Origin of the sequence: Anaerosporobacter sp. (genome assembly GCF_031551385.1) — a bacterium.
Classification (GTDB): domain Bacteria; phylum Bacillota; class Clostridia; order Lachnospirales; family Lachnospiraceae; genus Anaerosporobacter.
Genome location: NZ_JAVBNS010000045.1, coordinates 38,446 through 64,230, shown reverse-complemented (window position 1 = coordinate 64,230; position 25,785 = coordinate 38,446). Strand labels below are relative to the sequence as shown.

Annotated in this window: 27 protein-coding genes and 1 tRNA gene; 6 read left to right on the top strand and 22 right to left on the bottom strand. The window is 34.0% G+C overall.

What is annotated here, in order from left to right:
• Positions 1 to 218: 218 nt before the first annotated feature.
• From RMR19_RS05450 to RMR19_RS05440, 3 genes are all read right to left on the bottom strand, one after another.
• Positions 219 to 1,568, bottom strand: coding sequence for a glucose-6-phosphate isomerase (locus RMR19_RS05450; protein WP_310602489.1), 1,350 nt, complete (start codon positions 1,566 to 1,568; stop codon positions 219 to 221).
• Positions 1,569 to 1,762: 194 nt separating this feature from the next.
• Positions 1,763 to 2,812: a hypothetical protein gene (locus RMR19_RS05445; RefSeq protein ID WP_310602488.1), complete on the bottom strand. Its 1,050-nt coding sequence runs from the start codon at positions 2,810 to 2,812 to the stop codon at positions 1,763 to 1,765.
• Between the two features lie 157 nt (positions 2,813 to 2,969).
• Entirely contained in the window at positions 2,970 to 3,665 is a 696-nt protein-coding gene (locus tag RMR19_RS05440) for a 5'-methylthioadenosine/adenosylhomocysteine nucleosidase (RefSeq protein WP_310602487.1), read from the bottom strand.
• Positions 3,666 to 3,826: 161 nt separating this feature from the next.
• On the opposite strand from RMR19_RS05440, the gene RMR19_RS05435 reads away from it, so the two are divergent.
• From RMR19_RS05435 to RMR19_RS05425, 3 genes are all read left to right on the top strand, one after another.
• Positions 3,827 to 4,069, top strand: coding sequence for a TIGR03905 family TSCPD domain-containing protein (locus RMR19_RS05435; protein ID WP_310602486.1), 243 nt, complete (start codon positions 3,827 to 3,829; stop codon positions 4,067 to 4,069).
• Positions 4,070 to 4,969 carry a radical SAM/SPASM domain-containing protein gene (locus tag RMR19_RS05430; protein WP_310602485.1) on the top strand — a complete coding sequence of 300 codons (900 nt, stop codon included), beginning with the start codon at positions 4,070 to 4,072 and terminating at the stop codon, positions 4,967 to 4,969.
• A gap of 124 nt (positions 4,970 to 5,093) precedes the next feature.
• Positions 5,094 to 6,164: an undecaprenyldiphospho-muramoylpentapeptide beta-N-acetylglucosaminyltransferase gene (locus RMR19_RS05425; RefSeq protein ID WP_310602484.1), complete on the top strand. Its 1,071-nt coding sequence runs from the start codon at positions 5,094 to 5,096 to the stop codon at positions 6,162 to 6,164.
• A 71-nt stretch (positions 6,165 to 6,235) separates the two neighbouring features.
• Here RMR19_RS05425 and RMR19_RS05420 read toward each other — a convergent pair whose 3' ends face one another.
• Positions 6,236 to 6,649 (bottom strand): HIT family protein, encoded by a 414-nt coding sequence (locus tag RMR19_RS05420; protein ID WP_310602483.1) that lies wholly within the window; start codon positions 6,647 to 6,649, stop codon positions 6,236 to 6,238.
• Positions 6,650 to 7,069: 420 nt separating this feature from the next.
• Here RMR19_RS05420 and RMR19_RS05415 point away from each other — a divergent pair, with 420 nt between their 5' ends.
• Positions 7,070 to 7,837, top strand: a complete 768-nt coding sequence (locus tag RMR19_RS05415; protein WP_310602482.1) for a sensor histidine kinase — start codon at positions 7,070 to 7,072, stop codon at positions 7,835 to 7,837.
• A gap of 201 nt (positions 7,838 to 8,038) precedes the next feature.
• Here the strand turns inward: RMR19_RS05415 and RMR19_RS05410 are convergent, their stop codons facing one another.
• Positions 8,039 to 9,022, bottom strand: coding sequence for an SCP2 sterol-binding domain-containing protein (locus tag RMR19_RS05410; RefSeq protein ID WP_310602481.1), 984 nt, complete (start codon positions 9,020 to 9,022; stop codon positions 8,039 to 8,041).
• 71 nt (positions 9,023 to 9,093) lie between these two features.
• Complete coding sequence (locus tag RMR19_RS05405) at positions 9,094 to 10,152, bottom strand: rhomboid family intramembrane serine protease (protein ID WP_310602480.1); 1,059 nt, start codon at positions 10,150 to 10,152, stop codon at positions 9,094 to 9,096.
• A gap of 313 nt (positions 10,153 to 10,465) precedes the next feature.
• Between RMR19_RS05405 and RMR19_RS05400 the strand changes: the two genes are divergently transcribed.
• On the top strand, positions 10,466 to 10,990 hold the full coding sequence (locus RMR19_RS05400) for a cob(I)yrinic acid a,c-diamide adenosyltransferase (RefSeq protein WP_310602479.1): 525 nt from the start codon (positions 10,466 to 10,468) through the stop codon (positions 10,988 to 10,990).
• Here the strand turns inward: RMR19_RS05400 and yfcE are convergent.
• From yfcE to RMR19_RS05380, 4 genes are all read right to left on the bottom strand, one after another.
• Entirely contained in the window at positions 10,987 to 11,529 is a 543-nt protein-coding gene (gene yfcE, locus RMR19_RS05395) for a phosphodiesterase (RefSeq protein ID WP_310602478.1), read from the bottom strand. The genes RMR19_RS05400 and yfcE overlap by 4 nt on opposite strands.
• Positions 11,530 to 11,673: 144 nt before the next feature.
• Positions 11,674 to 13,440, bottom strand: coding sequence for a restriction endonuclease FokI C-terminal domain-containing protein (locus RMR19_RS05390; protein ID WP_310602477.1), 1,767 nt, complete (start codon positions 13,438 to 13,440; stop codon positions 11,674 to 11,676).
• Positions 13,437 to 15,458, bottom strand: a complete 2,022-nt coding sequence (locus RMR19_RS05385) for a Dam family site-specific DNA-(adenine-N6)-methyltransferase (protein ID WP_310602476.1) — start codon at positions 15,456 to 15,458, stop codon at positions 13,437 to 13,439. Before RMR19_RS05385 ends, RMR19_RS05390 begins: the two co-directional genes overlap by 4 nt.
• A gap of 232 nt (positions 15,459 to 15,690) precedes the next feature.
• Positions 15,691 to 15,763: transfer RNA gene (locus tag RMR19_RS05380), tRNA-Lys, on the bottom strand.
• Between the two features lie 157 nt (positions 15,764 to 15,920).
• Between RMR19_RS05380 and RMR19_RS05375 the strand changes: the two genes are divergently transcribed.
• Complete coding sequence (locus RMR19_RS05375; RefSeq protein ID WP_310602475.1) at positions 15,921 to 17,180, top strand: AI-2E family transporter; 1,260 nt, start codon at positions 15,921 to 15,923, stop codon at positions 17,178 to 17,180.
• Between the two features lie 71 nt (positions 17,181 to 17,251).
• Here RMR19_RS05375 and RMR19_RS05370 read toward each other — a convergent pair whose 3' ends face one another.
• The 12 genes from RMR19_RS05370 to RMR19_RS05315 all read right to left on the bottom strand — a co-directional run bounded on the left by RMR19_RS05370 (position 17,252) and on the right by RMR19_RS05315 (position 25,773).
• Positions 17,252 to 17,836, bottom strand: coding sequence for an accessory gene regulator ArgB-like protein (locus tag RMR19_RS05370; protein WP_310602474.1), 585 nt, complete (start codon positions 17,834 to 17,836; stop codon positions 17,252 to 17,254).
• A gap of 1 nt (position 17,837) precedes the next feature.
• Entirely contained in the window at positions 17,838 to 17,978 is a 141-nt protein-coding gene (locus RMR19_RS05365) for a cyclic lactone autoinducer peptide (RefSeq protein ID WP_310602473.1), read from the bottom strand.
• A 134-nt stretch (positions 17,979 to 18,112) separates the two neighbouring features.
• The gene (locus tag RMR19_RS05360) at positions 18,113 to 18,844 is read right to left on the bottom strand and encodes a LytR/AlgR family response regulator transcription factor (protein WP_310602472.1); all 732 of its coding nucleotides are present in this window, start codon (positions 18,842 to 18,844) and stop codon (positions 18,113 to 18,115) included.
• 229 nt (positions 18,845 to 19,073) lie between these two features.
• The gene (gene trxA, locus RMR19_RS05355; protein ID WP_310602471.1) at positions 19,074 to 19,391 is read right to left on the bottom strand and encodes a thioredoxin; all 318 of its coding nucleotides are present in this window, start codon (positions 19,389 to 19,391) and stop codon (positions 19,074 to 19,076) included.
• A gap of 43 nt (positions 19,392 to 19,434) precedes the next feature.
• Complete coding sequence (locus RMR19_RS05350; RefSeq protein ID WP_310602470.1) at positions 19,435 to 19,575, bottom strand: hypothetical protein; 141 nt, start codon at positions 19,573 to 19,575, stop codon at positions 19,435 to 19,437.
• A gap of 116 nt (positions 19,576 to 19,691) precedes the next feature.
• Positions 19,692 to 20,327 (bottom strand): tRNA (guanosine(46)-N7)-methyltransferase TrmB, encoded by a 636-nt coding sequence (gene trmB, locus RMR19_RS05345; RefSeq protein WP_310602469.1) that lies wholly within the window; start codon positions 20,325 to 20,327, stop codon positions 19,692 to 19,694.
• Between the two features lie 147 nt (positions 20,328 to 20,474).
• Complete coding sequence (locus RMR19_RS05340; protein WP_310602468.1) at positions 20,475 to 21,542, bottom strand: bifunctional glycosyltransferase family 2/GtrA family protein; 1,068 nt, start codon at positions 21,540 to 21,542, stop codon at positions 20,475 to 20,477.
• 31 nt (positions 21,543 to 21,573) lie between these two features.
• The gene (locus tag RMR19_RS05335) at positions 21,574 to 22,005 is read right to left on the bottom strand and encodes a 6-carboxytetrahydropterin synthase (RefSeq protein WP_310602467.1); all 432 of its coding nucleotides are present in this window, start codon (positions 22,003 to 22,005) and stop codon (positions 21,574 to 21,576) included.
• 23 nt (positions 22,006 to 22,028) lie between these two features.
• A complete protein-coding gene (locus RMR19_RS05330; protein ID WP_310602466.1) occupies positions 22,029 to 23,138 on the bottom strand; it encodes a hypothetical protein in 1,110 nt (369 codons plus the stop codon).
• Positions 23,110 to 24,492: a TIGR03111 family XrtG-associated glycosyltransferase gene (locus RMR19_RS05325; RefSeq protein WP_310602465.1), complete on the bottom strand. Its 1,383-nt coding sequence runs from the start codon at positions 24,490 to 24,492 to the stop codon at positions 23,110 to 23,112. Before RMR19_RS05325 ends, RMR19_RS05330 begins: the two co-directional genes overlap by 29 nt.
• Positions 24,485 to 25,084: an exosortase family protein XrtG gene (gene xrtG / locus RMR19_RS05320; RefSeq protein WP_310602464.1), complete on the bottom strand. Its 600-nt coding sequence runs from the start codon at positions 25,082 to 25,084 to the stop codon at positions 24,485 to 24,487. Before xrtG ends, RMR19_RS05325 begins: the two co-directional genes overlap by 8 nt.
• On the bottom strand, positions 25,081 to 25,773 hold the full coding sequence (locus RMR19_RS05315; RefSeq protein ID WP_310602463.1) for a Firmicu-CTERM sorting domain-containing protein: 693 nt from the start codon (positions 25,771 to 25,773) through the stop codon (positions 25,081 to 25,083). The genes xrtG and RMR19_RS05315 overlap by 4 nt, the downstream gene beginning before the upstream one ends.
• Between the last annotated feature and the right edge of the window lie 12 nt (positions 25,774 to 25,785).

The window sequence follows — 25,785 nt, the reverse complement described above, 5'->3', positions numbered from 1 at the left end:
TCACCTACTTGTGGTACACATGTCCCACTCTCTATTGTCATTATCACATGGTATATATAAAAAATCAATTCTTTTATTACGCAAATATTCTACCTCTTTGGTGTAATAATTCAACATGTAATATTTACTATTTTCACAAATGAATGAGGCTATCCATCAAGCCTTCATAAACTTAGTGGATAGCCTCTATATCTAATAACAAATTCTCTATGTTATTATTATAATCTCTTTAATAACTCTTCTCTTTGTGCTTCAAATCCAGGTTTTCCAAGTAAAGCAAACATGTTTGCCTTGTAGCTTTCAACACCTGGTTGATCAAATGGATTAACACCTAAGATATATCCACTTACACCACAAGCAAATTCAAAGAAGTAGAATAATTCACCTAAATAGAATTCATTTTGTTCTGGTAAATTAACGATAAGGTTTGGAACATCACCATCTGTATGTGCTAATAAAGTACCTTTCATTGCACTCTTATTAACGAAATCAACAGATTTGCCCGCAAGGTAATTAAGTCCGTCTAAATCAACATCTTCTTCCTCTAAGATAAGTTCACAAGTTGATTTTTCAAGATTAACTACAGTTTCGAACATAGTTCTTTGTCCATCTTGAATAAATTGTCCCATAGAGTGAAGATCTGTTGTTAAATCAACTGCTGCTGGGAAGATACCCTTCTTATCCTTACCTTCACTTTCACCGTATAATTGTTTCCACCATTCATTTACATAATGAAGAGCTGGCTCATAGTTCGCTAAGATTTCAATGTTCTTACCTTTTCTTAATAAGATGTTACGAACTGTTGCATATAAAACAGCATCATTTTCTTCAAATGAGTTGTTAAGGCAACGTTCTCTCATGCTTGCAGCACCTTCCATTAACTTCGTAATGTCAGCACCACTAACAGCGATTGGTAATAAGCCTACTGCTGTTAATACAGAGAATCTACCACCAACATCATCAGGAACTACGAAGCTTTCATAACCTTCTTCATTTGCAAGGTTTTTAAGAGCTCCTTTTGCCTTATCTGTTGTAGCGTAGATACGTTTTGCAGCTTCTTCTTTTCCGTATTTTTCAATTAATAATTTCTTGAATACACGGAAAGCGATTGCTGGTTCTGTTGTTGTACCAGATTTACTGATAATGTTAACAGAGAAATCTCTATCGCCGATTGTTTCAATTAAATGGCTAATATATGTACTACTAATGTTATTTCCTACATAATAAATCTCAGGAGTTTTTCTAACTTCTTTTGAAACGGAATTGTAAAAACTGTGGCGTAAGAATTCAATTGCCGCTCTAGCTCCTAAGTATGATCCACCGATACCAATAACTAATAAAACTTCAGAATCGCTTTGAATTTTCTTTGATGCTTCTTGCATTCTAGCAAACTCTTCTTTATCGTAGTTAACAGGAAGGTCAATCCAACCTAAAAAGTCATTTCCTGCTCCTGTTTTACTAACTAATTGTTTTTTTGCGTTCTCAGCGATTGCTTCCATCATGTTCATCTCTTCAGCAGAGATATAACTTTTAGCTGCTGAGTAATCAAACGATACTCTTGATTCCATGTAATAACACTCCTTTGTTAAATTTATGACACTCGATTGTAGATTTGAATTCCAATACTTCTCAAGTGCTCCCGACAGTTACACCTATTTTAACAAATGAAGTTTATATATTCAATATGAAATTCAACAGTTTTTCGTAAAATTTAGAATCTTTGTAGTTACAAGTGACGTTTAATAAAACAATTCTGTCTCTTCTAAGCTAAAAATTCTTTTAGAATATCCTCTATGATTTTCTCTTCGCTTTCTGTTTTCGCAATACGCTGAGCACTTGATTTTGAGTCCACTTTTTCTTTTACTACAGTCTTCTCAGGTATCGTTTTCTCAGATATCACCTTTTCCTGCTTAACAGTCACTTCTTCTTTCGTCACCGCAATGTCTTGGAAGTTCTTTATTGAGAAACGCATATCTTCGCTTATGTTTGACTCTTTTTTATCTATCTCCATCTCCTCCGTTACCGGCTTGGCTTCTTTCTCCTCCATTGCCTTCTGCTCCATCTCAACTTGAAGCTTCTTCTCCATTTCCTTTTGTTTTGCCAGTTGTGAAGCCTCCTTCTCTTTCTTTAACTCTTCCACCATTCTTTGATTTTTTGTATACTTCTCTTCTACAACAACAGGAGATTTTACTTTCTTTCTTGCCTCCTTCTTTTTCTCTTTCTTATTATTCTCTTTCAATGCCTCGCTAAAATACTCTTTTCTATATTCCTCTAATACCTCTGGAGTAAAATTCTCTTGTTCAAGACGAACTTTTAGAAAGTTTTCTAAGTAATCCGTAATATTTGCCTTTAAAATACTCTTCTTTGCACCTAAATTAATAAAGCTTTCTACAACTATCAACAAACTGCTTGTGAAGACTCCCGTGAAGAATGTTATTAAAATATCATTCTTTCCACAATTATATGCAAGTCCCAAAACCGAACCAACTGTGCCAGCTAAAAGACATAATATCAGAAGTTGTCCACCGATATTCTCCCATGTGTATAAAAAAATTCCACAAACTTTGTGCTTGTATACATACTTATCCACAAAACTATCCACATTATTAACACCTATCTTCAATTTATAACAGGCTTCGAATTTCATTTTCATCAATTTCATTAATTTATGCTTTGTTGACCCCATATTATCAGACGCTTTAATCAACCTTTTATATGTACGACTTACTACAATTTTTAATATTGTTCCTAGTACGCATAAACCCGCCATCCCATAAATAAAGATATAATTATCATAAAGTTGCTGTACCATATAGCAAATTCCCCTTTCGTTATTACCATAAATTTACATTTATTATAACGTATTATTATGCATTTGAAAAGGTACTTGTCAACCAAAAATATTGACAAAAAACAGCAATGGCGACTATGATTCAACCATTGCTGTCATATTTATTTCTTTTATTTATCTATATACGTTCAACTAAACCACATACTAACTTAACCGTATGTTCAATTGCTTTCGCTTCAAATTCACTATAGTCCATCTCTGCACTATTATCTGCTTTATCTGAGATTGCTCTTATAATTAAGAATGGCACGTTGTTAAGGTATGCCGCTTGTGCAATTGCTGCGCCTTCCATCTCTGTACAAAAACCTGAGAATTGATTTACAAGCCATTCCTTCTTATCATGATCTGAGATGAACTGATCTCCACTTAGAACTCTTCCCTCAAACACATTGATATCCGAATTCACTTCCTCACATACTGCCTTTGCTATAGCAACTAACTTCTCGTCTGCAACGAATACGGAGTTATCCATCTGTGGTATCACACCAAGTTCATAACCAAATCCCGTCGCATCCATATCATGTGTAATTGCATCTGTTGATAATACGATATCACCGATGTTAATTTCATTGCGAAGAGAACCTGCAACGCCTGTATTAATAACAACATCTACACTAAATTCATCTACAAGAATTTGCGTACATACAGCCGCATTTACTTTTCCAATTCCACTACGAACGATAACAACATCTTTATCGTTAAGTTTACCACTCATAAAAGCCATACTTGCTTTATTGATTGTTCTATCAACTTGCATTAACTCTTTTAAATTAGCAACCTCTTGTTCCATTGCTCCAATAATACCGATTTTCATGTATATCCTCCTGAATTCTTTATTTCCGTTATATCTACAATAGACTTTACCATTTTTCATAATTAAATGCAAGAATATATGAATTCCCATTGCAAATAAAGATAAACTAATATAAAATAATACACTAGATTAAAATATTTTATAAAATAGGAGATATCGTAATGAATTACAAAACATCTGGTGTTTGTAGTAATGAAATTCAATTTGAAATTGAAAATAACATTATTCAAAGTGTAAGTTTTATTGGTGGTTGTTCTGGCAATACACAAGGTATATCAAAATTAGTGGAAGGCATGTCTGTTGAGGAAGTAATAAAAAAACTTGAAGGCGTTAAATGTGGTTTTCGCCCAACTTCATGTCCTGATCAATTAGCAAAAGCTCTTAAAGCTTATTCACAGAAATAATTGAAACAGTTTAAGCGTATCTATATAGAAATAACAAATATATGTAATCTATCCTGCAGCTTCTGCCCAAAGTCTACTAGAGCACTCACTTATATGTCGACAGAAGACTTTGAACATATCCTAATGGAAGTATCTCCATACACAGATTATGTTTATCTTCATGTGAAAGGTGAGCCTCTATTACATCCGAAGCTACAGGATATTTTATCGTTATGCGAAAAATACCATGTGCATGCCAATATAACGACAAATGGAACACTGCTTCCATCCAAAAAAGAAATCTTATATCACGCTGCCGCATTGCGACAAGTGAATGTGTCTCTTCATAGTTTTGAACACGAAGAAGAGCTATTAACATCAAATCTCATAGCCGAATCTATCTTCCAAGAACTTGACAACTATATCAATCCAATTATTGATTATGCCAAATATATGAGCACACATACAAACGCGATTACCGCTCTACGCCTTTGGAATTTAGAAGGTGAAAGCACAGATTCTATTACACATGAAAAAAACCGTTATGTTCTTGCCCTTTTAGAGGATGCATTTCATTTAACAATTGAACCCGAAAAGATTACACGCGGAGTGAAACTAATGGATCGTGTTTTTCTAAATCAAGATAAACGATTCGAATGGCCAACTCTTAACATACCTGTATTAAGCGCTACAGGCTTTTGTTATGGTTTAGGTACACAAGCTGCTATATTAGTAGATGGAACTGTCGTGCCATGCTGTTTAGACAATGAAGGCGATATTGCACTTGGCAATGTCTTCACTACACCTTTTTTCTCTATACTTAATGGCGAACGTGCGCAAACTATATTACAAGGGTTTTCAAATCACCTTGTAGTCGAAGAACTATGTAAACGTTGTGGATACCGACATCGTTTTACTTAAGACAATAACAATTATCCCAACTCAAATCGGCATCATCGAACTTGAATAACTATAACGCAAATCCAAACAATTGCAGAATACTACGTTTTCGCAATTGCTTACATAAAAGGAATGGAGGTTCATTATGAAACGAATTATACTTACTGGTGGTGGTACTGCTGGGCATGTTACTCCTAATATTGCATTAATTCCTGCTCTTAAAGCTGCTGGATACGACATACAATATATAGGTTCTCACGATGGAATGGAACGTAAACTGATTGAAGATCTTAACATTCCGTATCATGGCATATCATCTGGTAAACTAAGACGTTACTTTGATATTAAGAATTTTAGCGATCCATTTAAGGTAATTAAAGGATACCGCGAAGCAAAAAAACTAATCAGAGACTTACAACCTGATGTTGTATTCTCTAAAGGCGGATTTGTAACCGTTCCTGTTGTTTTAGCTTCTAAGAAGAGAAAAGTTCCAACTATAATACACGAATCTGATATGACTCCTGGTCTTGCAAATCGTATCTGCATTCCTTCTGCAACAAAAGTTTGTGCGAACTTTCCTGAAACATTGAATAACCTTCCTGAAGGAAAAGCAGTTCTAACTGGTTCACCTATTCGTAAAGAGCTTTTTTCAGGAAACAAATTAAAAGGTCTCGATTTCTGTGGATTTTCACAAAACAAACCTACTATACTAATTGTCGGCGGAAGTCTTGGCTCTGCAGTCGTAAATAAAGCCGTTCGTGAGATACTCGATACATTATTAGAGCAGTTTCAGATTATTCATCTATGCGGTAAAGATAAGGTTGATACCTCTCTTGTTGATAAAAAAGGATACGTACAATACGAATATATCAAAGAAGAACTTAGCGACTTACTTGCTTGTGCAGATATCGTAATTTCTCGTGCAGGTGCTAACGCTATCTGTGAATTACTTGCCCTAAAGAAACCTAACATCTTAATCCCATTATCAGCAGCGCAAAGCCGTGGCGATCAGATACTCAATGCTGCTTCCTTTAAAAAGCAAGGCTTTAGCTATGTATTACAGGAAGAAGAGTTGACAAAGGACACTCTATTAAAGGCAGTTAACGAAGTGTACGAACAACGTGCTACCTATACTGCTAAAATGAGCGAGAGTAGCTTAAACGATGCTGTAGCATCTATTGTTACATTGATTGAAAGTCTTGTAAAAAACAAATAATCACATAAACCAAAAAGACAAATCTCTTACATAACGTAATTGAGATTTGTCTTTTTTATTTATATCGTTTCTTATAAATGTTTTTTAATTTTCTCACTTAATTGATCTAGTGGTTCGCCTTCATACTTATCCTGTACCCATTTAACAACTACATTATCATCTTTATATCTAGGAATCAGATGCATATGGAAATGGAATACGGTTTGTCCAGCAATCTCTCCATTGTTTTGTATTAGATTTAAACCTTCACAAGTAAGCTCTGCCTTTAATGCCTTCGCAATCTTTGACGCCACTGGAAGTAATTTTGAAGCTACAGTTTCATCTAAATCAAATATATTGTCCGCATGTTGCTTTGGAATTAAAATTGTATGCCCTTTTGACGCTGGAGATATATCCATAAATGCTTTAAAGTCATCATCTTCATAAATTGTATAAGACGGTATTTCCCCCGCAATTATTTTACAGAAAACACAGTTATCTTTCATTGTCATTCCTCCATATTCTTATAAGTACTTTTCATTCCCATGCTAGAAGCAACTTCGTCACTTCTAATATGCTCCATTATAACTCACTCTGTATTAATTTTAAACAGTAATTCTTTAATTATACATGCCCTACTACTTGGTAAATATTTTGTCGAAACACAGATTTACATATGTTTATTTTGGAAATATTTGGAAATCTATCTTTTTTTTTGCATTTAAAGCTCTTTTTATAAAAATTGTATTTAAAAAAATACATAATCTTTACCCTTTTCTTCCACCTATTATGATTTTTTTAGACACTAAAGCTGTTAAAAACATTGATTTTTTTTAAATTCATTTCAATCTTGTCGATTAATGTAAACAGAAAAGTGTTGATATTCTCGCATTTTGTTGGTAATATATGTAAAAGGAGTGATGATTATGTGCAGTGATAAAACAGCAACAAAACTTCGTCAACTTTGCAAAAAAAATCCAGAGTTTGATGAAGCCGTAAAACAATTGGAATTTCAACACCAATTTGTAATTTCTCAAATCACACATGAGATAAGAAATCCACTAACTTTGATTAACAGTACCACCCAACTAATTGAGTCTCGCTATCCTGAGATTGCAGAAAACAAGCTTTGGGAGCAACTCACAGATGACATTAGCGATTTAATTCTTCTATTAGAAGACGTAACTACCTATAATCACAGTGGTAAACTTAACATGGAGGCTACTAATATATATGAGTTACTACAAAAACTTGTTCAAAGCTTCCAGATACATACGGCAGACAACGATATTACAATTCATCTTAGCACAGCCGAAGATACCGCAATCAAATTAGAAACATATACTTGCGATTCCATTAAATTGAGACAAGCCTTTACTAACATTATTAAGAATGCTATTGAAGCGATTCACGATTCTGGAGAAGTGTATATTAATGTTCAAAACGAGATTTGCAATCTAGACACAACAGATAGTAACACAGAATATTTAACAATCTCCTTCAAAAACAATGGAGAACCTATTGATGTAAGCGATCAAGCAACTATATTCAAACCATTTATTACTCACAAACCATCTGGAACAGGTATGGGACTTGCCATCACAGAGCAAATCATACTTGCGCATGGCGGATTTATACAATGTTCCTCTGATAATGCATGGACAGAGTTTAAGATTTTCCTTCCACTACGTTAATAAAATACGTTAAAATACCAATGCCAATTCAAAACAAATACCACAAAAAACACATCCACCAATTGTAAAACTCCCAATTCAATTGGCCATCCGTTAAAAGACTATAAGAGTCTATATAATAGAAACCTCAAAGTTATCTACTCCCAATTTGATACTTTGAGGTTTTTATTTTGCTATATTTGGCTCATATTACATCTTATATTAAAACTGAAAAACAGAATCAAAGTTTCTTAATAGCTTAAAGTTTCCTTTTGCAGATAATTCTCCTGTCATAAATGATTTCTGCAATGTAGTTCTTCCTTTAACAATACTTTCCATAATTCCATGCGTCGTCCTAACTAGTACATCCGCATTTTCCATATTGCCATAGTAGCAGTTCAGAGTTTCGTCTTTCACATCAATTACCAAAACTTTATCTTCATCTGACAATGTAATTTCAAAAGAAGCAGAAAAACCTTGTAATGGATTAAATGCTTTTTTTATTTCATTTATAAATGTCTCATTCTTGTTATCCGTACCTAACATTTCTTTAAACAGACTTGATAATTCCTCGATATCTTCTTTTTGCTTCTTCACATACGCATCATCTGATACATATACTGATAATTGCTCACTTTCTTGTGGCGTCAATTCAATACTTGTTGTTTTTAAAACAGTACGATTAATGGCACTGCAACTAGACGGTAAGCCCTTTGGCTTTTGACTAATACTGCGATATAGCGATTCCGCTTTTTTCTCAATAATTGTTTTATATGCTGGATTTGTCTCAAACTCAATATGATCGGCAACATATGCACATAATCCCTCACATGGAACGCCACCAAGTACTTCCCATGCTTTCACAAGTGATAGCTGTGCATCTCGTTCACCATGTGTATTCGACATAACAATCGGCATCATATAAAGCTTACTAATGTGCTCTTTGTCACCATATAACCAACATGCATCAAGAAATTGTTGCATATAGCCACCAATTCCCCACCATTCTAAATTCGTTGCCAATATAATGCCGTCTGCCTCTTTCAATGTCTTTGGTAAAACAGCAATTGAATTCTTATCTTCATAAAGATTATATCTCATAACCTCAACTCGAAGTTCTTCCAAAACTTCTATCATTTTATTCATAACGTATATTGTAGGGTCTTCAATTAATCCTCTTCCACCATAGTATATATTAACTCGCATAATCTTATCGTATACATCGCAGAAATCTACGATATATAACTCCTTTCTAAATATTTAATTATGATTTAAAACTATTTAACTCTCCGTTTTTTACGCTTACTACTCTCATATAAGACTTGTCCTAATAGTAAACCAGCGACTAAGCCACCTATATGTGCTGCATTATCCACTTGCTGCGTATTCAATCCATTTATTATTGTAATCGCAACAAAAAACAGCAATCGCCGTATCCCTATTTCCTCAAAATCCATTTTATTAAATATAACAATTACTACCATCGCCCCAACAACAGCAAAGATTGCTCCTGATGCTCCTATCGATAACGTAGTAATCGTTTCCTGTACTCTATTATAGCCTAGAGAGGTAATCGTCGCAACTAATCCTCCAATAAAATACAAAATCGTGTATCTAACTCTACCAAGCCTTTTCTCCACCTGTGTTCCAATGAAATATAATACCATCATATTTCCAAACAAGTGATTTATATCCGCGTGAATAAACATGCTTGTCAACGCTCGATAATACTGGTGTTTCATAATTGTCATTTCATAACTGACGCCACCTTGTTCTACAAACATATTGTATGTTGACCAATCAACAGACCAATCCATAATAATAAATATAATAACATTGATTAGTATAATACCACAAGTAATTGCTCTATCCGACATCCCAGAAAGGTTCTTGGCAATTCTGCTCAATTTGCTGCCTTGATCATAGCTACCATCTCTTATTGCTAGTATCCGTTCAATGCTCTGCTTTACCTCTAGAAATTCCGCCTGCTGATTTTCAAAGATAACTAACTGATTCGTACTTTCATTCACAATCCAATATGTATCATAATCTTTTATATAGCGTCTTGCCAAAGAGACATCCTCTGCCACTACAATATGTAATAGTCTAATGTTACGATACCCTTTATTAATAAAGTACCACTTTAGCTGCGATATTTCATTACTATAATTCTCTTCCATTTCCTCGCAAACTTCCTCGCTATCTGCACAGCGAAGTAATGATACTACATAAACTCCATCATCCTTAAGTTTACAAAAGATTCCTGAATTATAGTTATTATTATCTATTCTTTCGTAATCACTGTTTTCAAATTCTCTAATAAGAGAACGTACCATAATTTCACACCCTTTAATTTCTTCTTAATGACCTTCCTTTAACATAGCCATCTTGACTTTCTTTTCTCTAGGCAACAGTTACAATTATACACAGTTTCCATGTATCTTACATAATAATTCACCAACGCTAAGAAAGCAAGTCTATATGCATAAATTCCGCCTAATTGCCTATTCTATAGGTGAATACCTTTAGAATATTAAATAGGGGCGAAACTCTCAAGAAGCTGGCAAGGTTATTGAGAGTTTCGCAGCTATCTAACAATGGAGTATAAAAAAGAAAAGAATAGAAAAGAACGGAAAGGAATACAACAAAATGAAAGGATATATTCATATATACTGCGGCGATGGAAAGGGGAAAACTACGGCGGCACTTGGTTTAGCATTACGTGCTGCTGGCGCTGGGAAAAAGGTCTTGCTTGTACGGTTCATGAAGACGAATTCGTCTAGTGAAGTATCTGCTCTATCGTTGCATGCAAATATTACGGTAATACCAAGTGTTAAAGTGTTTGGATACTTCTATAGCCTTACGCCTGCTGAAAAGGAGCAAGCCTTTGAATATTATGATGCTTTATTAAAAGACGCATGTAAAAAGGCCATAGATGACAACTATGACCTCTTAATTCTTGATGAAATTACGTATGCTGAGTCTTATCATTTTATAGACTCTGATTATCTTATTACATTTCTGCGCACAAAACCGGAACACTTAGAAGTTGTTATCACTGGAAAACAGCCTACACAGGAGTTACTTGATATTGCTGATTATATCTCTGATATTAAGAAAGTTCGTCATCCTTATGATAAAGGTGTGCTTCCTAGAGAAGGAATTGAACTTTAGACTGTCATTGCTATAATTTCATTTCCTTCCAAGTTCTTAATTGTATACGTTGCATTTTCATAAATCATATAGCTATTCTCGTTTCCGTTCTTAGGTATTGAGACCGAACCTGGATTCATATAGATATAGCCTTCGCATCTTTCCAACGCTTGTACATGCGTGTGCCCATGGAGCAGAATGTCACCGTCTTTTAACTTAGGCAAATTCTCTTTATGAAATACATGTCCATGCGTAGCAAATACCATGCGATTGTCTAGATATAAAATCATAGAATCTGATAGTACAGAAAAATCCAAAACCATTTGGTCTACTTCTGCTTCACAATTCCCTCTAACGCACAAAATTTCATCTTTGCAATCATTTAATAACCGAATAACGCCCTTCGGGTTATAGCCTTTCGGTAAATCATTTCTAGGGCCATGATATAGAATGTCACCTAGTAAAATTAATTTATCCGCTTTTTCCGCTTGATATCTTTGCAATAACTTTTCACAATAATATTCTGAGCCGTGAATATCCGAAGCAATCATTAATTTCATATGAAAAACCATCCTTCCGCAAATTTCAATTCAACCATAGTTCTTACACAAGTTCATATCTTTTACATCATTTCTAATAGTTTTTATTTTGTTTTCATTATTTTGAATATTTTTTCGTTGGTCATTCTTTGCAACGCTATAAAATCAGCCTAAAAACAACTTTGCTTTTATCTCTTCATGCGTAGTCTCTCCCGCTTTATATGCATTGGCAATACGAAGAAGTTCCTGAATAGAGACTGCTGCCCCTTTTATATTCTTATTACAGTTAATTCGCTCAATTTGTTCTTGATACTTTCCTTTAAAATGTCCTGCAACAAACATATAATAAAATTGTGTTACATCATCTCCAAAATTATTCCACCATTCGTTAGGATTAATACGAACATCTCTTGTCTGATTTTCACCAATATAGCGTTCCATCTCATCCGCCTGTGAAATCGGCAAAGAATACCCTCCCGAATAAGCTTTTGTATCAATAATAATTCCATAATGAACATCGTCAACCAATCGATCTTCCCTGCTTGTATATACAATACCGTCTGGTTTACGACTACCACCTAGATGTAAGCCTTCAAAACCACATTCCTCTGTTAAAAGCTGTAGCGTCTTTAGTTCAAACAAACGATTCTGCTTACTGTCATAAGCAAGGTCTAATAAACCAAGGTATTCATGAGAAAGATGTGTAAGCTCCCCTCTCATCTGTTCTTTTATTGTCTCTATTTCCGATCTTTCACTTAACTTTGTTATAGGAATCAAAAAATCATTCAATGTATCTTCTAGATAATATAAATCATTTTTATATGTTATATGCAGACCAATATTAATCAATCCATTAATATCATCCGTAATACTGCCTATTTCACAATCCAATCCACACTCTGCTAACTTTTGAGTTAACGTTATTATCGTAATTCCTTGTTTTGATTCCGATAGGAACTTTAATAGATATGCTCTTCTCGTTCTTAGATATTCTCTGTCTCCTGCTTTTGTCGCTAACATTTCAAAGCATACGTTCTTAGATAGCTTCTTGTGTGAACTCTTTCCTGTTACATGATTTAAAGACATATATCCCTTTGTTGTAATTTGATATGCCTGTCCAATTGTAACCGTCTGTTCTTTTCCTTGAATCATTACTTTGAATGTCTTAGAAACCGTCTTAACTAAGCCTAACTTATCCAACCATTTTGCTATCATTCTTGCATATTTGTCACTAGAACCTTCCCAGTCTGCCTTCATTTTACTAACTTCTGCAGAGTCTTCTGTGATTGCTAATGCACGAAGCAACACACTTTGAGGTAAGCTCGTAAATCCGCCCTCTCCGATAAATCCAAGTTGTTTTCCAAGTTCGAATTTTGTAAGATGTGCATCTTCCTCAGCCAGCAAGCGCAAGATTCGGATTGCAGGTGGATAAGATAACGCTGCCTTTGTTAATAGTTCTAACTCCGACTTATTCAACTCTTCCATTTCATCTCGAGCGTTCACAAGCTCTTTACCCTCTTCTGTAATTTCAAATGTATCATCCTCATAATTATAACGAATAAAATGAAATGCATACGCCCAACGTACAAAGTTATCAGCTTGCCATTCTCCTATAAACGGTCTTATCTGCCCCTTTACCGTTGCCTGTACAATCCCATTACATCGAGAATCTTTTCTTGGCTTAAATGCCGTTCCAACTAGTTTACTATAGGCGATACGTAAAGGTCGTGTATTTAATGCGTCTAAAAGCGAATCTCTTCCATCTCGTTCTTCTACTAAATCAGGTATCATAGAGTTAACTAGAGCTTGGTGCATCCCTGAGTTCTCATCAAATATCGCCGTAACATTACATAAACTTCGCAAATTACTTGGATCTTGTACCCAACCAAATGCACGAAAATTCGTTGTTTCTACTGGCCATACTGTTATCATACCTTATCTCCTTTACTATCTAGTCTTCTATAATCCTTAACATCATAATTTGTAACTAGTACTTCTCTGCTACCACCTTTTGCAGTATTATAACTAGCATTCGAGTAGTCAAAATTCAAATCAATGACATTATATTTCTTACTCCATGACTCTAAGATGTCATTGTGTCTTCCTTTATGCTCCATAACATTTGATAAGGCGAATTTAACGCCTTTCTTATCTGCCTTATCAAGATACTTATATAAACCTCTTTCCTGTTCCTCTTTCCAATCTTTAAATCCACGATTTCCATCATTATACGTACCTGTTGTAATATAATAGGGAGGATCGCAATAGATAAAATCCCCTTCTGATAAGTTGCGAAGGGAAACCTTACTAAAATCCTTACTAGAAAACGATACATTCATAGACTGTAATCGATCCACGAATAGATATAGATTTCTCCTCATATTACTTGAAAACTGGCTTCTATTTCTTCCAAATGGATTGTTGTATTCAAGATTATTATTAAAACGGAATTGATAGTTAAAGGAATAACACGTTAATGTATATAAATCAATCGGATTACCTGTCTCATTATAGTAATCACGGAACATCTTAAATCCTTCTTCGTTCTCCTTCGATAATCCATACTCTTCAATGTTGCTCTCTATACGGTCAATAATTTTGTTAATTGGCATCTTCGTAAATGCTTTATATAACTCTATAATCTTTGTATTAATGTCATTGCAGATAATACGTTCTGCTTGAATATTCATACTCACATTACAACCACCGCAGAATAAGTCTACGAATGTACGAATGTCGTTAGGGAATAACGGAATAATCTGTGGTAGCAACTTATATTTTCCACCAATATAATTAAGCGGGCTTTTAATATATTTTCCACTATTATGAATGCCACATTTTTTATCTAGAACACTGTCTTTGCCCATATTACCTGCTTCCAGCTGCTCCTCATTTTCCGTGTCTTTTACTTCCTGCGTTTTCTTAATATAAAACAAATATTCATATAGCGTCTTTCCCCTAGAATTTAGCTTTCCCTTATACTTACGGTATGGGATTTTCTTCAACTGATATGTCTTAGGATTTCCATAACGTTTTAGGATTGTCTCAATCTGATATTCATTCATAAGCCCATCACTACTGTAGCTGATTATAATGTGTGTAAACTTTGCTTCTCTTATTATTGTATCAAATGCTTCCTCCACCTTCGCTTTAATGCAAAACGGTGATTTTAAATCCTCATACGAACGCATTCCTGTAACTCCTTTAATTTCCGGGCAATCATACTTCGATATCGTCTCTAACAGATGATAATTCGGCGCATATTGTCTTGAATTATAAGGAGGGTCTATGTAAAGGATATCGCCTTGCACTTTCTTAATTAGTGAAAGCGCATCTTCATTATAGCTATAATTTTCTTTTTCGTTATCTACAACGTCAAGGCGTATCATCTCGAATTTCTTATAGGCACGTTTGTCCCACTCCTTTAGATACGCACCATACGTCCCTGTAATGTTTGATACATAAGGAACACCCTCTAGCAATCCTGCAAGAAGATAGTAATACGTATTCTCATTGATATACGACTTAGTAAACCATTCGTTAATTGTATTTCTTATAAAATCAATTCGCAATGCATTCTCATTCGTAAGATACATCCTAGAACATGATTCATGTGGCGAATAGTTCTTTGCGATAAAATAAGAATCGTCCTCATATGTTACGTTCCCTATCTCCGTCTCTTCTAAGTACGCAATCGGGTCTTCTATCCCAAGTTCCTTCAGTTTCGTAAAGTCTGGTTGCGAATTATTCTCTATTGTTGCCTTTTGCATAACATAAGAGAAATGTAAGATATCATTCGAAGTAACTGCATATCTTTGCTTGAAATATCTAGCTACAATACCTGTACCTGCAAATATATCGCAAAATGTTTCTTCTCTATTTGTTGTATTCTTTGCAATCATTTTATCTATTTCATCTAATAATGCAGCTTTACTTCCAATGTATCTCACGTCTCTTCCTCCACATCCCAAAACATCCTTGTTGTTATTATAGAATATATTATATCAAAAAACAAGAACATATTTTTGGTTTATGAATTTTCTTTTTTACAATACCCCAATGTGATAAGTAAAATGCAAGCAGTACAATTCTGACTAACATTTTGACTAACAAATTTAAAAAAACGCACAAAAAAAGCACCAACCCCGAAGCTCCTATGTCTTCAAAATCGGTACTTTATAATACGCCAATGGGGGTTCGAACCCCAGACACCCTGATTAAGAGTCAGGTGCTCTACCAGCTGAGCTATTAGCGCATACGCCTTAACGCAAGAATCATTATATCCTAACAAAAAACAAATTGCAAGTACTTTTTTTATTTTTTTTATATTTTTTTAACTATTGATAATATATCCCTTTCCCTATATACTAAATAGTAATATATAATTGAACTACAACGAAGGAGGTACACACTTGGAAAATACATCTCAGATTAAAGAAAACACGAATCCAGAACCTGAAAAAGCACCAGAAATATCAGCTGAACAGTCATCTGAAAAGTCAAACGAACTTCATTCTCACAAGTTCCAGACCAATCGCAATTATTTTATTATTAGCATATATACTTTAGCGGTTATGGTTATTGGTGCTATTATTATAAGTATTATCGTCAACTTTTCTTATGCTGTAGCTGCAGTAAGACAAGTTTTTAATGTCCTTACTCCATTTATTATGGCATTTTTTATTGCTTATATTTTAAACCCTATTGTTATTATGTTAGACAAACGTTTCTTGGCAAAGGTACTTAAGATTAAGAATACTACTGTTAGAAAATTTCTTGCTATACTATTTTCATACTTAATTGTTATTGGTATTATTGCCATTGTATTAATCTATATTATTCCAGAACTCATAACTACATTATCTGAGCTAAATGGAACAATTGTTAATTTATCCGATAAGACAATTTATTACCTTCAGAATTTAGAAGAAACATTTCCGTCTATTAATTTTGGCGTTGTAGAAGATAAGATTAATGGTGCTATTCCAGATCTTCTAGGCTATGGAACAAACCTTTTATCAAATATCTTTCCCAAAATAATTAGTATTTCTGTTTCTATTGTACGTATTATTATTAACCTCGTTTTATCAATTGTAATCTCTTGCTATATGATATCCGACAAAAAGACATTGCAAAAGAACATTAAACGTACTATCTACTCTTTTGTTCCTATTAAAAAAGCCGACAGTTTTTTTAATACGGTAAAAGAATGCAACTCTATTTTTAATGGATTTATCGTAGGTAAAACAATTGATTCCTTAATCATCGGAATTATCTGCTACGTATTAATGCGAATACTCCACCTAAACTATGCTATTCTTCTTAGTGTAATTGTAGGTATTACAAACATGATTCCTTACTTTGGACCATTTATCGGTGCTGTACCTGGAACACTTATCTTCCTTGTAATTGACCCAATTAAAGCTTTTATCTTTGCTTTTATGATTCTTGCCTTACAGCAATTTGATGGTCTATATCTTGGACCAAAAATTCTTGGAGAATCTACCGGTTTAAAACCACTCTGGGTTATCTTTGGTATCACTGTCGGTGGCGCTTATTGGGGTGTGCTAGGAATGTTCCTTGGCGTTCCCGTTACCGCTGTAATTGCTTTTTTATTGAATAAGGTGATTACAAATAGATTGAAACGAAAGAATATTGAAATATCGGAATAATAACAGTTTATATTAAAACTCCCCTCAAAAAAATGAGGGGAGTTTTAATATAAAAAAGCCGAATCCTTATATTACAGATTCGACATTTCTCTTTTCCTATTCTTATACTTTCCCATTATCATTGTTATAACAATCATCAAAAACGTGGTTGCTATCAATAAAATATACTTATCTTTTCTTAAAACAACACATATTGCTGCTATGATTATATCCAAAACCAAAAACCATTTTAGCTTCTTTCGGAAATACTTATCTTCCTCTTTATCAACTTCTCTGTTTACATTCTCAACCGGATATAAAGAATAAACAACTGCTTCTAATAAAAAAAGAGTTATAAATGAAAAATAAATAGGAATCTGACTATACCTAACTACTAATAATATCCCAGAAAACGTCAAGCATGATAAGATATAACATAAATGATATTTTTCTAAATGTAGCCCTCCGCCATATGACCTTAATGGGACAAATATAATGAAAAATAATATACCTTCCGCAAACATATGTAAATACAGTGCCATGAACAGGCTAAATAACGCAAATAATCCTACTTCTGCTGTTATTGTAAATCCATATTCGTAAATCTCTCTGTCCGCTTCATCTACCATGCCTTTACGAATGACGTAGTCTGTTAAAACTTTTTCAATCCTGTCCATCTTAAAACTTCCTAAATTTTTTTAATGTATTAGGTTGTTTTGGTTGATGATAAATAACCATACATCTGCTATTTGCGGCTCTAGAAAGCATATTATTTGTAACAGCAGTTAATGCTTTTGCCATAATATTTTTTTCCTTCATTTTACTACCTCCTTTTTCTGTTAATTTAACTAATAATACTCCCTTAATTTCCGTTTTTTATCCAGATGTCAAAAATACGATATGTATTGTAAAAAATACCAAAATTCAGCGCACTTGTCAAAAGGAAAATTTGCTTACAGCAATATAGGCATTCCCAATAATGTTCCATACTGTTTTCCAAAATTCTTCTGCCGCTCTTCACTTATTGGTAATTTTGTTCCATTATTCAAAGTTATACCTGTCTTTGATCTACACTTTATATGATGATAATTCACAAGATATGACTGATGTATTCTGAGAAAGGGAATTTTCCCATTAGCTGTCCACTCTTCCACTTCTGACATTTTTCCATTGAACACCTCTATACTTTCATTGTTTCTAACATGCACATTAATTTTTCTTCCACTACTTTCAAAATATAGAATATCGATACATAGAATTTTATATTCTTTATTTTTATAACAGAACGAAAAATACAGCTTTTGATTACAAATTTTTCGATTGGCATCCAAAAAAACATTTTCAAAATGTTTACTTTCTATCGGTTTTTTTATAAATGCAAAAACATCCAACCGAAACAACTCCATCATGTATTTTTCATGCTCAGATACATAAATCAGCAGTACACTTTCATCCATTTCTCTAATCCTTTTAGCTGTCGTTATTCCATCACCATTTGCCATTTGAATATCCAGACATATTAAGTCATAGCTTGCTCCCTCTGATATTTCTTTTTCTAAACCCTGTCCGCTATAAAAGACCTCCGTATCCACTGGAATACCTTCTCTTTTACAAATATTCAAAATGATATTTTCTATCTGGCTAGTGATGATGTTTTCATCATCACAAATAGCAACCTTTATCATTCTTATCCCCCCTCACCCAATTATAATACCTTATTTTTTATTATTTGTAAACATTTTCTCTTTATTGTATTTTTCTACTCTATCGTAAGCCAATCGAGTAGGAGGCTAACCATTAATTGATTAGCCATCCTCTCACATTTTCATCCGTTAGCGACGTGCGCCGCCAGGCGCACCACGAAAAAAGGTAGTTCACTGTGTGGTGTGAACTACCTTTTTTGTTTCCTAATATTTATTTATTCAAATCAATCTTTTCCTGTAACTGTGCCTTTGAAACTGCACCAATAACAGTCTCTACAACAGCGCCATTCTTAATAAAAAGAATAGTTGGAATACTCATCACTCTATATTTTGCAGTTGTAGCTGGCGAGTTATCCGTGTTTAACTTTCCTATTTTAACTTGATCTTTGTAAGCCTCTGCCAACTCTTCAACAATCGGTGCCATCATCTTACATGGTCCACACCAATCTGCAAAAAAATCAACAACAACTAATTGCTCACTTTGTAATGCTTCTTGTTCAAAATTTTCATCTGTAAATATGAATGCCATCTGTTATTCCTCCATTATTCTTTTATTGTTTTTTGTTCTTTCACTATTTCTTCTTTTTGTTATTAGCAGACTGTAGTATATTCCCTACATCATCCCAAGAACGTTTGATTTGCAATGCCTTCTTATTCAGTGACATATTTCCACTTAAAGAACGTGCAATAGTTGACTTAATTGATTTACCCATAACAATCTATGCCCCTTTATATTAACAATACCATTTTATTATATGCATTAAAATGTATTTCACACATAAATATTATGCTATCAGAGACAAAAATATTTTGCACCTGCAAAGTCAACCTAACGATAAGCAACAAGTCGATTAATCGGTTTCCCTTCCGCAACAAATCGCTCTTCGTACTCTGTCATAATATTACCTTCAACAAATTCACTATTATGAAGGTCATACGTTACATCCTTTAACATCCACTTTGCTAATGGAATTTCTTCAACTGAGAAGTCAAATAATTCGCGATTATCTGTTTTAAAAATTACAACACCATCCTTTTTAAGAATTGTATTATAACGTCCAAAAAACTCTTTTGAAGTTAATCTTCTCTTTGCATGGCGATCTTTTGGCCATGGATCTGAGAAATTCAAGTAGATTTGATCCACTTCTCCTTCTTCGAAGATATTAATAATATCCTCAGCGTCCATTCTGATAAAATATAAATTCGTAATATCCAATTCATTGCGCTTCTCAATTGCTCGAATAAGTACACTTGAGTATTTTTCAATTCCAATATAGTTAATATTCGGATTGTTCTGTGCTAATGCTTGAATGAATTTACCTTTCCCCATTCCGATTTCTATATGAATTGGGTTGTCATTTTGAAACAACTCCCTCCATTTACCTTTACACTCTTCTGGATTATGAACAACGAACTGATTCACAGCAATGTTCTCTCTTGCACCTTTTACATTTCTTAATCTCATAATTTATACCAACGACCCTACTTGCCCTTTCTTTTACATTTTCTAATCAAGAATTACGAAACTCCCATATACTTGACTGTTTCGTAATTCGCTAAACTTCTTAAATTATAAAGATAACTCCCTCATTAGTCAAATGCTTTTACAAAACTACTTCTTAAACACCCATTCCCTTTGAATCTGAAAACTAACAAGGAATAGAATACAATCAATAACTGCCTTAATGACCGATTCATTTACTGGAATAATGGAATACACTACAGTAACAAGCAATGCTGATACCGCCATCTGTAACACGGCAAGAATATAGTAGCGTCCAATGGACTTATTCGATTTTTCCTCTTGTTCAAACACTTTGGAACGATTGATATAGTAGTTGTACATAGAGGACAATATTCTTGCTCCTATTGTTGCAATGGCAATTCGATAAACGGACGATACCTCTGCATTTGATAGCAATTTTGCGAATAACGCAAATAACGCAATATCAAGAACAAACGAAGATAAAGAAGCTACTATGAATTTAAAAAAGAGTCTATAAATCTTTACTGAATCCTTCAACGGATGAAAATGTGAGGTTTTATTTTCCTCGATATAAACAGTTGCAATGGAAACCTCATGAATTGGAATCTTATGTTCCTTTGTCTTTAATAACATGTTTGTCTCGTATTCAAAACGCTCCCCTTCTACCTCCAAGCTCATATCAAGCATGGAACTGGGAATACCACGAAGCCCCGTCTGCGTATCAGATATCGACAGCCCTGTAAACACCATAAAGACTTTACACGTAAGCTGGTTTCCAAAACGGCTACGGAAAGGAACATTACTGCTTGAAAAATCACGACATCCAAGGATAAGGTGGTCTGGGTGCTCGATTAGAGCCTCCGCACATCGAATAATATCGCCAATGGTATGCTGACCATCTCCATCCACCGTTATTACACCTGTACAATCAGGAATATTACTCTTCACATAAGCAAACGCTGTTTTAAGAGCTCTTCCTTTTCCTTTGTTAACTTCATGAACACAAACATGACATCCCATATCCCTTACTTGATTAAAGTAAGTATCATATTCTGGCGTACTTCCATCATTTACAACTATAATATTTTCAAAACCCTCTGCCTTTAAATCACTTACCACTTTCAGTAATTTCTCGTCAGGTGATAAAGATGGTACTATAATTCCAATATGTTTTTTAACCTCTTCTTTCGTCATTACGCTCCCCTTCTCTCATCTAAGTACTCTTTTAAAATGAGTCCTCTATAATCTTCTTTGCATGATTTTCTTTCATTAATTGTGTAATACAGTTATTTTCAACTGTGCTGATAATATAAGAACGCGTTGGCGTCTCACTTACCTCAATCGTGAAGATTACCCAGCCTGTTGGATTTAGTATGTTCTGAAACTGCTCTAGCATAAACTGTGTAATATACTCTAGTGTAGGATTCAATATGTCAAACGGAGGTATTTCATTAATAAAGCGATTCTGATACTTCTCTAAGTATCCCTCAATCTGCTCTTCTACTTCATGAAAACGAATAAATTCTTCCTCCATCTTCACGGTATGTAAAATAATTTCCCATGTATGCGGATGAGGTGCTCCACATTTACCATCAATATATATGGCATGTGTCGCATTTAAGTAAAACTTAAATTTATACTGGCTGTAAAAATCCATTGTTTTCTACTGTTCCTTTCGTTCTATTGTTTGGATTCTAATCGTTCCATTGAACATTCAATTGAATTCAATATATCTTTAAAATTTTCCTTATAACAAATTAATAACTGTTTCACATAACTATCCGCTGTCTCTTCCTTACGATTTAGTAAGAGTAAAACAAAGGTATCCTTTGACCATAGACAACTAATACAATTCTCAATTCGATTTCTCTCCAAACAAACTACAAAGTTACTTATCTCTTCTCTCGTTGCTTCTTTCAAGGTTATTGTAACCTTCATCGACTTCTTCTTTTGCTTTCTTGTCAGTTCCTCCATAATCTCTTCAACAATTCTCTTTTCTACATATCCAAAAGAGATATAAGGCAATGTATATTTTGGCGTTTGCAGTAACTGACCTTCCAATTGCTCCATCTTTAATCTACTTTCCACTAACTGTTTCTTATACGTGTCTCTTTCTTTTAGTATTCCCCTTTTTTGATAATATAGATATACAGTAACCAAAAGAAACAAAACAGCAAACACAAACAGATAAAACATAAAATGAATCTCAAAAGCACTCATATTAAACAGTTTTTTATAATAGTTCTCTGTTGTACAAAGCACAAGTACAAAAGGTTCTTCCCCTGTCTCTATCGAAGCAACCGAAATAATATACTTACTTTTATTTTTTAATACAACTTCATATGTATCATCGATCGTATTCGATAATACGTCCTTCTTTATAACTTGCAGTTCGCTTCGTTCTTGACTCTCCATAGCTACAATTTTATTCGTCATCGTCTCATCACGAACAAAAATTATCTCTTCCCCCTGATATAGAACCAAAAACATACTTGAGGAGGTCGGAAACTTCTCTTTGATATTACTAATAATCGTTTCTTCCGTTACAGTATCCTCTCCATCTTCATCAACAAACTGGGTAACAAACAGTTTAAGATAGGAATTGTTCTGTGAAGCATACTGTAAAACGGCTTTCTCCTCAATTGAAGAAACATCTAGGTACGTACAAATAACAAATACTAAGAAAAGCAGAATTGGGATAACGATAAATATATGGTTACTCAATGGTGCCGTTTTTTCTCGTATTTTAGACAATTTAGCCTTACTTGCTATCATCCACTTTCGCATCATCTTTATAAATCCTTACTTTAATTTTTTTAATCATGTTTTGTACAAATGCCATATCACTCTTTATTAATTGCTTACAAACTGCTTTTTCTTCCTTAAACGAACGTGTACTCCAAGTTCTTGCACCTTTGATACTATTAATAATTCCCGCTAAGCGAAACCAATACATTATAAAGTTAAAAAACGGTAGAATACACACATACTGGACTCGCTTTGCATAAAACTTCATTAATTCCTTATTCCACCGCAAGTATATACAGATGCATATATAGTTAATAAACGTTGCCAATATATACAATACGAATACGGATACCACCGATATCACAACATATTGGAATGGATAGTTTAGAAACGTTAGAAAAAGAAGCGCAAAATACCAAATCATTCTCGGAAATGCAAACGTATGGTCAAACGCCATCAGCCTTGATATAAAATTCGTAAAAAATCCTTTTACGATATTCTTATCAGGCGGAAACATATGAATTACTTCAATCTCTCCCCTTTGCCATCTTTGACGCTGTACATATAATGTTGATAAACTATCAATTGGATCAACGTAGAAGATTGCATCTTCACAGATATCAATTTTCTTCTTTAGCAGATACCTTGTCTGAAATGTAATATGGGTATCCTCACACACCGTCTCTGTATTATAGAGTCTTGTCTTTAGAATCGTTGACTTTCGAAAACTCGAAAACGCTCCCGACAGCGTGAATATCATATTGAGTTCCGCTTCAAAATTACGTCCTGCCAAAAATGCCTGGCAATACTCATAGAATTCTGCATTCTTTAACAATTTCTTTCCAAACTTTTTTTCTTTCATTATCAGCTCTGGTGTTGTCAATACAGAACCAGTCATGCAATGAATATCCTCATGCGCTTCAAAACGTTTGACTAAGTTCATAATCGCTTCCGAATCCAATACACCATCACTATCAATATGAATAATATACTTCCCCTCACTATTAAAAAGCGCCATATTTAGTGCTCTTGATTTTCCCTGTTTTGCATTCAACCAAGTTAAACTTAACTCGGTACGAAGCTGCTGGTATTCACGAAATACAGAAAAACTATCATCCTTACTCTCATTATTCACTAGAATTACCGATATCTTATCATTCGGATAAGAAGAGTGATAAATGGAATCCAAACATGCTCCTAGCGTATCAGAGGAGTTATAAACAGGAATAATTAATGTGATTTGCGGAAAATATGTAAGCTCCTTATCCTTCTTAGATAGGAATTTCTTTTTTAATAAAATAAAACTACCAAATAGTGCAGGTAGGATTTCCATAAGAATCGGAATTAACACCCATGCTGCCCAGAATACAATTTCACTTGATAACATCTTAATCATCGCTTGTATATCCGAAACCTCCTATCGATTGTTTTACAATCTGTGCATGTGTAAACACATAATAATATAAGATGACAGAAAAAACATAGAACACAATTCGCCCTACTATCGTATGCGCAATATAGTACATATCATTTCCACCATAATAGATCATTCCACAGATACAAAGAATTCTAATAATATTAAATATGAATATACAGAAACAACCTGCAATACTAATTACAATTCTCTGTAAAACATCATATACTTGGAAAAACGCAAGCAAAGATACAAATACAAGCATCTCAATAATTCCTGAACATTCATAATCAATGTAGAGTGAAATTGCCACATGATTTGCACTGTTTTCTACAAACAAGATGTTATAGTCTTGATATGCAGAACATAAACCTGTAATCTTACCTATTCGTCCCGTTGTCGAAGTAACTGTCACCATTAATGCCTCTGTAACAATCGGTTGAATTGTTATCATCATAAACACAAACAACCCGATACTTCCACATAGAAAATAGAAATAATCCGTCTTTGCTCTTTTAAACACCGATAACATATAAATCCAAATAATAAATATTACGATTCCCAAAAAATTCATAGTATCACTTTAACTTTCTTCTTATGACGTAAACCTATAGCAATTGCTACTACTACACAAATTCCAATCCCCACAAATGTCCCCGTAGATGTTCCAACGACAACTACGGTTTGATCGCCTAGGATTGGAGAATAGAATTCAATGGTTGCTCCATTTTCAATCGTGTTTTCAGGAAGACCACATAATTGCTCTATCATTGCAATACTTACCCGAAACTCCAAAAAAGTTCCGCCTTTGTTTGATATATAAATTGCCGCATCACCAACATTATAGATTGGATAGTACCCTGCGAAGACGGATATCCCTCCATTCACACCATTTGACAGATTGTTAAGCTTTTTTGACATGCTATAATCAATATTTCCGTTGCTATCACTATAATTAAGATTTAAAACAATCGGATTTCCATTTACACTAATCCAGTATTGAATAACTGGTACTGAATTTGAAAGAAAATTGGCAAATGAAACATAACAGTTGATATAGCCCTCCTCCGCAACAACAGCTGCATAATTCCACTGCTTCTCATTATTGCTATTATAATATATAGCGGTCTGCGGTATATTCGCCCAGTCATCTGGATAACCATCAATGGAGATATTGTTTGCTGCATAACAAACGGCTGGGGTTAAAACTGCTATTAATATGACAAAACCTATTATACCTACCCTTTTCACTAATTTCTTCATACCCATCATCCT